We start from the raw sequence: 12,859 nt of genomic DNA, 5'->3' as shown, positions 1-12,859 counted from the left end.
ACCTTCCGAATATATCGGAATTCCAAATGGAGAGCGGATCATCCTCAAAGTCCTGCATTAAATAACGTACAAGCTCTAGCAGACGTAACTTCTGTTATACAATCACAAGCTTTTCCTTTACGATTAGGATCTCCTTTACTCTGCAACAAAGAAAGCCAAGTTTGTTTTCCTGTAACTCCATCAGCTGGCAACTTAACAAATTTTTGGAATTCAGCAACTGCATTTTTTAATAGTGTACTGTACTGTCCATTGAATTCTCCTGGATTGAAATCATTTACATATAATGCATATTGAAGGAGCTTAACAAAGTTTGCATTAGTACTTCCTATGCTCAGAGTTGGTAAAAGGTTGGTCGTAGAAGGCCCTATTGATCCCGTTTGTAGAGAGGGAGCAATTCCCTCTTCTGTTTGAATACCGTAAATTAAAGCTTTATTAGTCCCTCTTTGGTAGTAACCATCACATGGTTGGACTCCAGATGTTTTGTAATATTTTGAATTAAGATCTCTTTGCATCTCTCTAATTCTAGAATTACCACCAGATGTGAGCACATAAGCATCCATAGTTAAAAATGCTTTAAATATATAGGAATAAACTTTCCCGTCACGAATAGGCAGTCCCGCATCAGTTTGCAATTTAATTACTGCAGCTTTAGTCCCTTCTCCAAAAGTTCCTGTAAATCCAGTTGGATTGTAACCTTTACAATACATTGCTCCTTGAAGAATTAGTACAATTCTTTTTCCTTTGTCATCAGTAGGAATACGCCCAATTTCCATTTCTCCCCATGATTTGTACGCTACTTCAGTTCCTGGTCCAAAATTATCAGCAGGTGTAGAGATTCCAAGTTCAATTTGCAAAGCCCTAGTTAAAGCATACATCGTGGACCAACCAGTTTTCCCATTTTCAGGGGCTGGAACGAAGCCAGGCTTTCCAGAGTAAGCAGCATTTACCCATAGTTGTACTTTCTGAATCATTTCATCCATTATAGTCACCTCTTTTATAGTATTCATGTCTAGGTGGCAAGCGTATGACAAGAAAACCCTTCTCAGTTGAGAAGGGTTTCATCATAATATGGCAAACTTCATCAATAGGCTTTTTATGCATTAAAATACTTATAAATGAAAAAGGATGCTTCTTCTAAAGTCCAGTAGACTTTTGGAAGCATCCTCAATGAATGTTATCTTTTTGTTATTTTTTCAGCTGCACGGGTGATGAAAAACGGTCAAACCCTTGGTATATCAAAGGTTTTCGCCGTTTGATTACATCATGCCGCCCATACCGCCCATGCCGCCCATATCAGGCATTCCTGCGCCGCCAGCGTTTTCTTCTGGCTTGTCAGCGACAACGGCTTCAGTTGTTAACAACATAGCCGCTACAGACGCAGCGTTTTGCAGTGCAGAACGTGTCACTTTTGTTGGGTCAACGATACCTTTGTCGATCATGTTTACCCATTCGCCAGTTGCAGCGTTGAAGCCTACGCCGATTTCTTCGTTTTTGAGGCGCTCAACGATGACAGATCCTTCAAGACCAGCGTTGTGTGCGATTTGACGGATTGGCTCTTCAAGCGCGCGAAGCACGATGTTGATACCTGTTTGAGCATCGCCTTCAGCTTCAACTGCAGCGACTTTGTTATATACGTTTACAAGCGCTGTACCACCACCGGATACGATGCCTTCTTCAACAGCCGCGCGAGTTGAGTTCAGGGCGTCTTCAATGCGAAGTTTACGCTCTTTCAGCTCAGTTTCTGTCGCAGCGCCGACTTTGATGACAGCTACGCCGCCAGCAAGTTTAGCAAGACGCTCTTGTAATTTTTCTTTGTCGAATTCAGAAGTTGTTTCTTCCACTTGAGCGCGGATTTGAGTCACGCGGGCAGAAATTTTGTCTGTTTCGCCAGCGCCTTCAACGATTGTTGTGTTTTCTTTTGTAACGACAACTTTAGAAGCGCGTCCCAATTGTGTGATTTGAGTAGATTTCAGGTCAAGGCCAAGATCTTCTGTGATGACTTCTCCGCCAGTAAGGACAGCGATGTCTTCAAGCATTGCTTTACGACGGTCACCGAAGCCAGGAGCTTTAACAGCCACTGCGTTGAATGTGCCGCGAAGTTTGTTCACAACAAGTGTTGCAAGTGCTTCGCCTTCAACGTCTTCTGCGATCAGAAGCAATGGTTTGCCTTGCTGAACAACCTGCTCAAGCACAGGAAGGATTTCTTGAATGTTTGTGATTTTTTTGTCTGTGATTAAGATGTAAGGATTGTCAAGAACCGCTTCCATCTTATCAGAGTCAGTTACCATGTAAGGAGACGCATATCCGCGGTCGAATTGCATACCTTCCACAACTTCAAGCTCAGTTGTGAAGCCTTTAGACTCTTCGATTGTGATAACGCCGTCGTTTCCTACGCGCTCCATTGCTTCAGCGATAAGGCTTCCGACTTCCTCATCAGCAGCAGAGATCGCAGCAACCTGAGCGATAGACTCTTTGCCTTCGATTGGCTTAGAAATTTCTTTTAGGTTTTCGATCGCAACCGCTACAGCTTTTTCCATCCCTTTACGAACGCCTACAGGATTAGCGCCTGCTGTTACGTTTTTAAGGCCTTCACGGATCATTGCTTGCGCAAGAACTGTCGCAGTTGTTGTACCGTCACCGGCAACGTCGTTTGTTTTGCTGGCTACTTCAGCAACAAGCTTCGCACCCATGTTTTCAAACGCGTCTTCAAGCTCGATTTCTTTAGCGATTGTTACACCGTCATTTGTGATTAATGGAGAACCGAATTTTTTCTCTAGAACCACGTTGCGTCCTTTTGGTCCTAAAGTTACTTTTACAGCATCAGCAAGTGCATCGACACCGCGAAGCATTGCGCGGCGGGCTTCTTCACTAAACTTAATATCTTTTGCCATGTTTACAAGACCTCCTTGAATTTTTAAATGTTTTTATTTAAGAATTAGCCAATAACAGCTAAAATGTCGCTTTCACGTAAGATTAAGTATTCAGTACCTTCGTATTTCACTTCAGTACCTGCGTATTTTGAGAAGATAATGCGGTCGCCCTCTTTTACTTCTAAAGCAACGCGCTCTCCGCTTTCTAACACGCGACCTGAACCAGCTGCCACGATTTTGCCTTCTTGCGGTTTTTCTTTTGCAGAATCCGGCAACACAATTCCGCTGGCAGTTTTTTCTTCAGATTCTACGAGTTCAATGACAACGCGATCACCTAATGGCTTTAACAATGTAATAACCTCCTCAATAGTATGAATATGTAATTTTAGCACTCAGCACTAAAGAGTGCTAACACAATTCTTATAATAAAGAATCTCCCTTCCAATTTCAAGTGATAAGATAAAAAATTTTTCACGCTTACATCATTCTTTTCAGCTCCCTTTTCCGTTAGCTTTTTTCACCCCCGTACCGATTATGTTACAATAGCTGTAGATGAACGAAACCCACTTAACAAAGGAGTACATACCATTTGAGAAAACAGTATTGGTTTATCATTTTGACATATATCATCATGCAGTTTTCCGCATTAATCGCGATTCCCTTGTTATTTAAATTCGGTTATGCCGGAGGACAGCCTACAGATGAAAATATGCTGCATGCACAAGGATTATGGTCCGTTATCAGCTTTATCGCCTGTCTCGTTGTTGTTCTGCTCATTCTGAGAACCGTTCCGAAAGAAACGCTGCGAAACGGACAGAAGGACTCAATCGGACTTTCTATCCTTTGGGCGATAGCCGGTTTTTTCATTGCCCTTTTCTCTCAAGGAATTGCAGGCTCTATTGAATACTATGTATTTGGCATCGGAAGAGAATCAGAAAATACACAAGCGATTCTGGATGTCATTCAGGCAGTCCCGCTCATGATTATCGTTTCTTCAATCATCGGGCCTATATTGGAAGAAATCATCTTCAGAAAAATCATTTTCGGGGCGCTGTACGAAAAAACGAATTTCTTCTTCGCCGGACTGATTAGCTCGGTTATTTTCGGTATTGTTCACGCTGATTTGAAGCATCTTCTTCTATATACAGCAATGGGCTTTACCTTTGCCTTTTTATATGCGAGAACAAAACGGATATGGGTGCCGATTTTCGCCCATTTAATGATGAATACATTCGTTGTCATCATGCAGCTTGAGCCTGTTCAGAAATACCTTGAACAGCAGAGTACACAAATGCAACTGATTATTGGAGGATTATTTTTATGAGAAACCCGGTAGTTTGGGGAATGATCTACTTTGCCGTAGGGTGCATCTTTACTTATCTTGCCGCAAGCTCGCCAGGCAGCATGTGGTCATTTTACTCCATCCTGCTGATGGTGTTCGCCGCTTACAACATCAGCATTTCTTTTAAGATGTTCGCCTTTTCATTTAAAATCAAAAAGAACCAGAAATAAAGAAAATCCATTTCTCGTATGAGAAATGGATTTTTTATTATTGCCCGGAAGACACGTCCTGATCGGCAGCACTGCTTTTCTGCGCTTTCCGATAAGCGGCCTTCGATATAAGAATACTGATTTCATATAAAATCAAAAGCGGGACAGTGACCATCATATGGGACAGAAGCTCAGGCGGTGTAATCAGGGCAGCTATCACCAGCAGCGTAAAATACGCATACTTTCTGATTTTCGCTAAGAACATCGGTGTCACAATTCCGAGCCTGGTCAAAAACATGAGAATGACCGGCATTTGGAACAGCAGTCCAAACGGAATCGTCAGCTGCAGAAGAAAATGAAAATATTCATTAATTCCGATCACCTGATTGACATTCAAGTCCTGAGAGATCCGCTTCATAAAATCAACAACAAAAGGAAATAAAATATAATATGAAAAAGATAAGCCCGCTAAAAACAGCAAAATAGAGATCGGAATGTAGCTGAGCGTTACTTTGCGCTCCTTCTCATAGAGGCCCGGGCTCACAAATGCCCAAAGCTGATAAAGAATAACCGGCGAGGTCAGGACGATGCCGATGATAAACGCAAACTGCATAAACACATAAAGCGGGTCTGTCAGGTTAAACGCGTTAAGCGTAAGCTGCTTCGCTTCATCTGTTTCTTGCAGATACACAATAATCGGCTTCGCTAAAAAAAATCCAGCAATAAAGAAAACGACAAACGCCAGCGCTACAATCAGCAACCGTTTTCGAAGCTCAGCAATATGCTCCAGCAGCGACATTTGATTCACTTTCATTCGTGTCATCCTAACTTACTGATCTTCTTTCTTTTTTTCCTCTTCATCACTTGTTAATCCTTTAGTAGCGTTTTTGAATTCACGAAGTGTGTCTCCGGCTGCTTTGCCCAATTCAGGCAGCTTTTTGGGACCGAAGATAATCAGAGCAACGATTGCGATAACAGCAAGGCTTCCAGGACCGATCGGCATATTTGGGCTCCTCCTTTCCCTCTATTCGATTTCCTCTAAAACTGAATAATGCTTCAAGAAATAAACCAGTGACTGAAGCTCAACTGCTAAATCTATATGATGAATTCGAATGTGTTCCGGCACATTCAAACGGGCCGGCGTAAAATTAAGGATTCCCTTGATTCCTAACGCAACCAATCTGTCTGTAATGGATTGAGCGGCAACTGCTGGCACTGTAAGAATGGCAACTGATTCATCTTTTACGTGTTGTTCAAGGTCATCAAGGTTATAGACGGGCACGCCGCCTACCTCAGTTCCTATTTTACTCTCATTTATATCAAAAGCCATAGAAATTTTTGTGTTATTATTTTTTGTGAAATTATAGTGAAGAAATGCCGTTCCCAAGTTCCCGACACCAATCAAAATGACATCAGTCATCTCATCCTGATCAAGCGTTTTTCGGAAAAAAGACAGCAAATAATCCACATTATATCCGTATCCTTTTTTGCCAAGAGCTCCAAAATAGGAAAAATCCCTCCGAATCGTGGCAGAATCAACCTTTACGGCATCACTGAGTTCAGCGGATGATACACGCTGTTTTCCTGACGCATGCAGATTCTTTAAAAAGCGATAGTAAAGCGGCAGCCGTTTCGCCGTCGCCTGCGGAATTTTTGATTGATCCTTATTCATTTTTGGTCCTCCAAATTATACTCGGATAGTTCTCTTTTAAAGTCACCGTTTTTCCCGCCTGTCTTCTCAAGCAAGAAAGTAGGACCGATGACCATTCCCTTATCAAGGGCCTTGCACATATCGTAAACGGTAAGAGCGCACACCGATGCAGAAGTGAGCGCTTCCATTTCCACACCTGTACTCCCTTTCGTTTTGACCTGTGCTTTTATATGAAGTATAACTTCTGCTTCTTTTATTTTCCAGTCAAACGATATATCTACCCCGCTCAATGAAAGCGGATGGCACATTGGAATGATATTCGACGTTTGCTTTGCGGCCATAATGCCTGCCACCTGTGCGACAGCCAGTACATCTCCTTTGCCAATATCGTGACTCTGTATTTTCTCGTACACCTCATTCTTCATGTGTACGCTTGAAACAGCCGCCGCAGTACGGACAGTCGAAGATTTTTCGCTGATATCCACCATCTGGGCTCTGCCCTGTTCATTAAAATGAGAAAATCCATTCATATTAAAACGCTCCTTAAACAGATCATACACTATTTTCTTCTCTATGTCTTATATGGCCAATGTATTGTTTGCTGACTTCTGGTTCATAAGCTACACTTAACTTATTATAACAGAGGTGAAATAATATGATGATCTTACAAGTTAATCAGCTGTCCAAATCGTTTGGTGCTGATACTATTTTAAACAATATAAAGCTGGAAGTCAGAAATCGTGATCGCATCGCCATTGTAGGAAGAAATGGCGCCGGAAAATCTACGCTCCTTAAAATTATCGCAGGCCAGCTTTCGTATGAAAAGGGCGAAATTATTAAACCGAAAGATACTACAATGGGATATCTCGCCCAGCATACTGGCTTGGATTCTAAGCTTACCATAAAAGAAGAGCTGCTGACTGTTTTTGACCACTTAAAAGCAATGGAAAAGGAAATGCGGGCTATAGAAGAAAAAATGGCGGCAGCTGACCCGGGTGAATTAGAAAGCATCATGAAAACCTACGACCGCCTTCAGCAGGAATTCAAAGATAAAGGCGGCTATCAATATGAAGCGGATGTCAGATCTGTGCTGCATGGCCTCGGCTTCAGCCATTTTGACGATTCTACACAGGTTCAAAGCCTCAGCGGAGGCCAAAAAACAAGACTGGCTTTAGGTAAGCTTCTGTTAACACAGCCTGATTTACTCATTCTCGATGAGCCGACAAACCATCTGGATATTGATACGCTTACCTGGCTTGAGCATTATTTACAAGGCTATTCAGGCGCCATTCTCATCGTTTCGCATGACCGCTACTTTTTGGACAAAGTGGTAAACCAGGTATACGAGGTATCAAGAGCCGAAAGCAAAAAGTATCACGGCAACTACAGCGCTTATCTCGACCAAAAAGCCGCGCAGTATGAAAAGGATCTTAAACTGTACGAAAAGCAGCAGGACGAAATCGCAAAGCTGCAAGACTTCGTAGACAGAAATCTGGCGAGAGCCTCTACCACCAAAAGGGCGCAAAGCCGCAGAAAGCAGCTTGATCGAATGGAAGTCATGTCAAAACCGCTTGGCGATGAAAAATCCGCAAACTTTCATTTTGATATTACAAAACAGAGCGGAAATGAAGTCCTCCGTGTTCAGGATCTCACAATCAGCTATGAAAACCAGCCGCCGCTTTTAACAGAAGTGTCATTCATGCTGACAAGAGGAGAAAGCGCCGCGCTTGTCGGCCCTAACGGAATTGGTAAATCAACATTGCTGAAAACATTAATAGACACCCTAAAACCAGATCAAGGAACGATCTCATATGGCTCAAATGTCAGTGTCGGCTACTATGATCAGGAACAGGCTGAACTGACTTCCTCTAAACGTGTTCTTGATGAGCTGTGGGACGAGTACCCCGGGCTCCCAGAAAAAGAAATCAGAACGTGTCTCGGAAATTTCTTATTCTCCGGAGATGACGTGCTGAAACCCGTCCATTCACTGAGCGGGGGCGAAAAAGCAAGATTGGCTCTAGCTAAGCTGATGCTTCAAAAAGCCAACTTTCTCATCCTTGATGAACCGACAAACCATCTGGACTTAGACAGCAAAGAAGTTCTCGAAAACGCGCTGATTGATTATCCAGGTACACTGTTATTTGTCTCACATGACAGATATTTTATTAACAGAATCGCCACAAGAGTGCTGGAGCTTTCTTCAAGCCATATAGAGGAGTATCTGGGAGATTACGATTATTATACAGAGAAGAAAACAGAGCAGCTTGAATTGGAGAAAATGAATCAGCAAGAGGAAACTGAAACAACGCCAGCTACAGTGAAGTCTGACTCCAAACGTTCCTACGAGGAAGAAAAAGAATGGAAAAAGAAAGAGCGCCAACGACTTCGTCGAATTGAAGAAATTGAAGCCAATGTTCAGAGCATTGAAGAAAACATCAGCCGCAATGATGAATTGCTATGTGATCCTGAAGTCTATCAGGATCATGAAAAAGTCCAAGCTATCCATGCAGACAATGAGAAACTCAATCAGGAGCTGGAATCCCTTTTGTCCGAATGGGAAGAACTATCCACAGAAGAAGATTAAAAAAGTCAAGCACCTCTTTTCAGGGGTGCTTTTTATCCACAGAAAATAACCTTATAAACAGGTGAAGTAAGCGCTTTATACACATTATCCACAAAATATTCTGAATTTATCCACTTGATTAACAGTGACTTCAGCCCTTTATCCATCTATATCTCTATAATCGATCACAGATATGTGGATAAATTGTGAATTGTCTGTTAATAACCAATAAAAAGTCTCACGCTATTATCTCGTGAGACTTTGATAAGAAGTCAATTCAAGGCCAGGCTGCCCATTCATATCGTATGCACCGCGAATACCCTTTTCAAAAGCAATTGTGCCAGCGGCAGCAATCATCGCAGCATTATCTGTGCATAACGCTAACGGAGGAATGACAAGCGAAACCCCTTCATGCTGGGCAAATTCCTTTTCTAATGCAGCTCTGAGACCTCTATTTGCAGCTACTCCGCCGGCTAAAAGAACCTGTTTGACATCATATTCCTTTGCCGCGCGTGCCGTTTTGGTCACCAAGACATCGATCACACTATTTTGGAAGCTGGCAGACAAATCTTCCGGAGCAATCTCTTGCCCTTTTTGAGACGCATTATGAAGCGTATTGATCACTGCAGACTTCAATCCGCTAAAGCTGAAGTTGTAAGAGCCTTCTTCAAGCCATGCGCGAGGAAGTGGAATATTGTCATTCCCTTTTTCAGCTAGCTTGTCAATTTGCGGTCCACCTGGATATGGCAGACCCATCGTCCGCGCCACTTTATCGTAAGCTTCTCCTGCCGCATCATCAAGGGTTTCCCCAATGACTTCAAATGATCCATGTTCCTTCATATAAACCAGTTCTGTATGGCCTCCAGAAACGACCAATGCCAGTGCCGGGAACACGATGTCTTCTACAAGACGGTTCGCGTATATATGACCGGCTATATGATGAACGCCTACTAACGGAATGTTATGTGCAAAGCTCAATGCTTTAGCGGCATTCACTCCAATAAGAAGCGCTCCCACCAGTCCCGGACCTTCCGTGACTGCAATCGCATCAATATCCCTATACGTCATGCCAGCTTTGCGAAATGCCTCTTCTATAACCAAAGTGATTTGTTCAACATGATGTCTTGAAGCTATTTCCGGAACGACGCCTCCAAAACGCTTATGGCTTTCAATTTGAGAGGCTACTACGTTTGAAATGATCTCTTTTCCATTTTTCACAATAGCTGCCGCAGTCTCGTCACAGCTTGTTTCAATTCCTAATACGTACATGTCTTTTTGCTCACTCATTTATCGTCACCCACATAATTAACGCATCTTCCCCGTTATCAGTATAATAGTTCTTTCTTATTCCGCCGGGCTGCATCCCGAATTTCTTATATAAGCCTTGAGCAGGATGATTCGAAACCCTCACTTCAAGCGAAAGCCGCCTTGCGTCTTTTTCTTTGCACAGTTCAACAGCTGAGCGAAAAAGCGTTTCTCCTAAAGACTGGCCGCGATACTCTGGTTTTATCGCTATATTTGTAATTTGGGCATCGTCCATCACAATCCAAATCCCGCAATACCCAGCAAGATGGCCGTCCTTTTCAATCACGAGATAATGAGCATACGGATTTTCCAGCAGCTCATGATAAAACGAATCCTTCGTCCAAGGAGACGTAAAGGAGGATGCTTCGATTTCGTATACGTGATCTATATCTTCAAGCCGCATATTTCTGACCGCTGCTTTTGTTTTCATCCTATCACCCTACTTTTGACTTTCAATCCATTTCGCTTCAGCTTCTGCCAGCCGCAAGTAATCCGGGACAAGCCCATGAACATCAGCTGCTTCCTTTTCCTTCCCGAGAAAAGCCAATTCTGAAGGACGCGGGTTATGCTGGGCGGCAGTTCCAATGAACCCTTTTGTTCCAAGCACATCCTCGATCATCTGCTTGTGAAGAGAAGTATCATGGCCTAAAAACAAAACAGGGCGGTCCTTTTCTTTTAGCATCTCCAGCCAATCTGCCAGCATCACATTTTGATCTGGAACAACTTGCTCTAAAAGCCCATTTTTATATTGATACAGACCTGTGTACACCTGTCCCCGTCTAGCATCAAAGATTGGGCTGATCAGACCGTCAAAATGCCGGCCATTTGCCGCAAGCGTCTCAAGACTTGATACAGCACTTATTGGAATATCTAAAGACCAGGCAAGTGTTTTGGCCAACGTCACACCTATTCTTACTCCTGTGTATGAACCAGGGCCTTTTGCAACGACAATTTTAGAAAGGTCCTGCGGTGCCATATCACAATCATTCAGCAATGAATGAACAGCAGGCATCGCTCTTACAGAGTGGTTCTTTTTCAAGTATGTAATGTATTCTGCTATAACGGTGTCTTCTCGAAGCAGCGCAATGCCTAATGTATAATTTGATGTATCAATTGCTAATATTGTCATGTCTACTTAACTCCTCACAAAGCATTTCATACCGATTCCCGACAGCAGTAAAGGTGATTTCCCGCTCACTATCACCAGCTCTTTTGATAACAATTTGCAGACGCTCCTGCGGCAGCTGTTCTTCAATTAAATGAGCCCATTCAACGAGACAGACACCTTGTCCGTGAAAATATTCATCGAGTCCCAAATCTTCACTTTCATCTTCCATTCTATATACATCCATATGATAAAGAGGAAGCGAGCCATCGTTATATTCTTTTATAATCGTAAAAGTCGGACTGTTTACAACACGTGTAATTCCCAGCCCTTCCGCAAAACCTTTCGTAAAAGTCGTTTTACCTGCACCTAAATCGCCCTCTAATGTCAGGACGTCTCCCGGTTTAGCAAACGATGCAGCCAGCTTGGCAATTGCTTTTGTTTCTTCAGGATTTACGGTTCTCCACTTTAATTGCTTCACACGAGTCACCTGTCTTATTTAAAATGATTATATCCTTTTTTCTCTAAGATCCTTAATCCGTTATCAGTTTTTAGGATCACGTTGGATTCTGTTTTTTCTCTGACATGGCCAATCTTTGTAATGGGCAGTTGATGCGTTTCACACTTCTGCTTCAACACTTCCCACTCGTCATTTGAAACCGTCCCTGTCAGCTCAAAATCCTCACCGCCAAACAAAGCCCATTCTTTCCAATTACGATGAAGCTTAGGCAGATCAGAATGAATTGGAAGCATGCTTTCATCAATTTCAATTGAAACACAGCTGGCTTCTGCAATCTCGTTCAGTTCACTAGCCAATCCGTCACTAATATCATTTAAAGCCGCCCGATTCATACTTGAGCACAATCTGCCGACACTTACTCTTGGCTGAGGCCGTTTATGCCTGTGGATAAAGTAATCCGTTTCCACAGATGAGTTTTGAAGATTAGTCTCTTCCAGCAATAAAGAAAGTCCTGCTGCAGAAGAACCGATTTCACCCGTTACAAACACTATATCATTCGGTCTAGCCAAGCTGCGTAAACAGGCCCTTCCCTTTTCTACTTCACCGATCACAGTGACAGTTACGACTAATTTGTCAGAGATAGAGACTGTATCACCGCCAATCAGATCCATATGATATAGTTTCCCCAGTTCATTCATTCCTTCATACATCGCCTTGATTTCAGCTTTAGTCCATTTTGAAGGTACCGCAATTGATACCAAATAATATTTAGGAATGCCGCCCATCGCGGCAATATCACTTATATTAACGGCTAACGCCTTATACCCGATATCTTCAGGTGAGGAATAGTGTAATTTGAAGTGCACGTCTTCTACCATAGTATCAACACAAACAATTTCCTGAACGCCGTGTTTCGCAGTGTAGAGCGCTGCATCATCACCAATTCCTACATCAACGGAAGAATGGTGAATGGTCCATGGAGTAATGCTATGTATCAAATCAAATTCATCCATGAAGCAAAACCTCCTTTCAACCCTGGTTATGCCTATATGTGCTCTCCCTAGTTTATCGAATTTTGCTAGAATATCCAAGAAGTTGCCGATATAAAGAAAGCTTGGCTAAGACACCAAGCAGAAGATACAGTAAAAGAAAACACAAAAAAAACGAAAACATGATCGTTTCGTTTACATTAATGGCGGTCCGGACGGGACTCGAACCCGCGACCTCCTGCGTGACAGGCAGGCATTCTAACCAACTGAACTACCGGACCATATTTATATAGTGTATTATTTCGGTTGCACCCTTTGGGCACTCCTTTTTTCATTCAAAATAATTTGGTTGCGGGGGCAGGATTTGAACCTGCGACCTTCGGGTTATGAGCCCGACGAGCTACCGAACTGCTCCACCCCGCGAT

At 42.8% G+C, this 12,859-nt stretch carries 15 protein-coding genes, 2 tRNA genes and 1 pseudogene; 3 read left to right on the top strand and 15 right to left on the bottom strand.

The annotated features are described in order from the left end of the window. The 4 genes and pseudogenes from C1T29_RS24675 to groES all read right to left on the bottom strand — a co-directional run. Positions 1-76, bottom strand: a pseudogene (locus C1T29_RS24675) (sporulation stage IV protein A); the annotation flags it as partial. Then, the gene (locus tag C1T29_RS03805; RefSeq protein ID WP_269321171.1) at positions 45-773 is read right to left on the bottom strand and encodes a peptidoglycan-binding domain-containing protein; all 729 of its coding nucleotides are present in this window, start codon (positions 771-773) and stop codon (positions 45-47) included. The pseudogene C1T29_RS24675 and the gene C1T29_RS03805, both read right to left, overlap by 32 nt. Before the next feature lie 483 nt (positions 774-1,256). Next, positions 1,257-2,891, bottom strand: a complete 1,635-nt coding sequence (groL, locus tag C1T29_RS03800) for a chaperonin GroEL (protein ID WP_095432107.1) — start codon at positions 2,889-2,891, stop codon at positions 1,257-1,259. Positions 2,892-2,935: 44 nt separating this feature from the next. Next, positions 2,936-3,220: a co-chaperone GroES gene (gene groES / locus C1T29_RS03795; RefSeq protein ID WP_003155970.1), complete on the bottom strand. Its 285-nt coding sequence runs from the start codon at positions 3,218-3,220 to the stop codon at positions 2,936-2,938. A 239-nt stretch (positions 3,221-3,459) separates the two neighbouring features. Here groES and C1T29_RS03790 point away from each other — a divergent pair, with 239 nt between their 5' ends. Beyond that, positions 3,460-4,194 (top strand): CPBP family intramembrane glutamic endopeptidase, encoded by a 735-nt coding sequence (locus C1T29_RS03790; RefSeq protein WP_095432106.1) that lies wholly within the window; start codon positions 3,460-3,462, stop codon positions 4,192-4,194. Then, positions 4,191-4,382 (top strand): YdiK family protein, encoded by a 192-nt coding sequence (locus tag C1T29_RS03785; protein ID WP_003225680.1) that lies wholly within the window; start codon positions 4,191-4,193, stop codon positions 4,380-4,382. Before C1T29_RS03790 ends, C1T29_RS03785 begins: the two co-directional genes overlap by 4 nt. 37 nt (positions 4,383-4,419) lie before the next feature. On the opposite strand, the gene tatC is transcribed toward C1T29_RS03785, so the two are convergent. Genes tatC through moaC form a run of 4 tightly spaced genes read right to left on the bottom strand, consistent with a single transcriptional unit; the run spans position 4,420 to position 6,542 of the window. After that, entirely contained in the window at positions 4,420-5,184 is a 765-nt protein-coding gene (tatC, locus tag C1T29_RS03780) for a twin-arginine translocase subunit TatC (protein ID WP_015252680.1), read from the bottom strand. Positions 5,185-5,190: 6 nt separating this feature from the next. Then, positions 5,191-5,364, bottom strand: coding sequence for a sec-independent protein translocase protein TatAY (tatAY, locus tag C1T29_RS03775; RefSeq protein ID WP_003234072.1), 174 nt, complete (start codon positions 5,362-5,364; stop codon positions 5,191-5,193). A gap of 21 nt (positions 5,365-5,385) precedes the next feature. Then, entirely contained in the window at positions 5,386-6,033 is a 648-nt protein-coding gene (locus C1T29_RS03770; RefSeq protein ID WP_003234073.1) for a redox-sensing transcriptional repressor Rex, read from the bottom strand. Continuing rightward, on the bottom strand, positions 6,030-6,542 hold the full coding sequence (moaC, locus tag C1T29_RS03765) for a cyclic pyranopterin monophosphate synthase MoaC (RefSeq protein ID WP_003243499.1): 513 nt from the start codon (positions 6,540-6,542) through the stop codon (positions 6,030-6,032). The genes C1T29_RS03770 and moaC overlap by 4 nt, the downstream gene beginning before the upstream one ends. A gap of 125 nt (positions 6,543-6,667) precedes the next feature. On the opposite strand from moaC, the gene C1T29_RS03760 reads away from it, so the two are divergent. After that, complete coding sequence (locus C1T29_RS03760; protein ID WP_095432105.1) at positions 6,668-8,596, top strand: ABC-F family ATP-binding cassette domain-containing protein; 1,929 nt, start codon at positions 6,668-6,670, stop codon at positions 8,594-8,596. Positions 8,597-8,821: 225 nt separating this feature from the next. On the opposite strand, the gene tsaD is transcribed toward C1T29_RS03760, so the two are convergent. The 7 genes from tsaD to C1T29_RS03725 all read right to left on the bottom strand — a co-directional run bounded on the left by tsaD (position 8,822) and on the right by C1T29_RS03725 (position 12,857). Further along, positions 8,822-9,862, bottom strand: a complete 1,041-nt coding sequence (gene tsaD / locus C1T29_RS03755; protein WP_069840093.1) for a tRNA (adenosine(37)-N6)-threonylcarbamoyltransferase complex transferase subunit TsaD — start codon at positions 9,860-9,862, stop codon at positions 8,822-8,824. Further along, positions 9,855-10,310 carry a ribosomal protein S18-alanine N-acetyltransferase gene (gene rimI / locus C1T29_RS03750; RefSeq protein ID WP_003243019.1) on the bottom strand — a complete coding sequence of 152 codons (456 nt, stop codon included), beginning with the start codon at positions 10,308-10,310 and terminating at the stop codon, positions 9,855-9,857. The genes tsaD and rimI overlap by 8 nt, the downstream gene beginning before the upstream one ends. Positions 10,311-10,319: 9 nt before the next feature. Beyond that, positions 10,320-11,009, bottom strand: coding sequence for a tRNA (adenosine(37)-N6)-threonylcarbamoyltransferase complex dimerization subunit type 1 TsaB (gene tsaB, locus C1T29_RS03745; RefSeq protein ID WP_003234078.1), 690 nt, complete (start codon positions 11,007-11,009; stop codon positions 10,320-10,322). Further along, positions 10,990-11,466, bottom strand: a complete 477-nt coding sequence (tsaE, locus tag C1T29_RS03740; protein WP_103750087.1) for a tRNA (adenosine(37)-N6)-threonylcarbamoyltransferase complex ATPase subunit type 1 TsaE — start codon at positions 11,464-11,466, stop codon at positions 10,990-10,992. The genes tsaB and tsaE overlap by 20 nt, the downstream gene beginning before the upstream one ends. A gap of 14 nt (positions 11,467-11,480) precedes the next feature. After that, a complete protein-coding gene (gene thiL / locus C1T29_RS03735) occupies positions 11,481-12,458 on the bottom strand; it encodes a thiamine-phosphate kinase (protein ID WP_103750088.1) in 978 nt (325 codons plus the stop codon). Positions 12,459-12,638: 180 nt separating this feature from the next. Continuing rightward, positions 12,639-12,715: transfer RNA gene (locus C1T29_RS03730), tRNA-Asp, on the bottom strand. A 65-nt stretch (positions 12,716-12,780) separates the two neighbouring features. Next, a tRNA-Met gene (locus C1T29_RS03725) sits at positions 12,781-12,857 on the bottom strand. Between the last annotated feature and the right edge of the window lie 2 nt (positions 12,858-12,859).

Source organism: Bacillus sp. MBGLi79 (assembly GCF_002953915.1).
The sequence above is the reverse complement of the archived record's forward strand: the minus strand, read 5'-3'. Positions and strand labels throughout refer to the sequence as shown.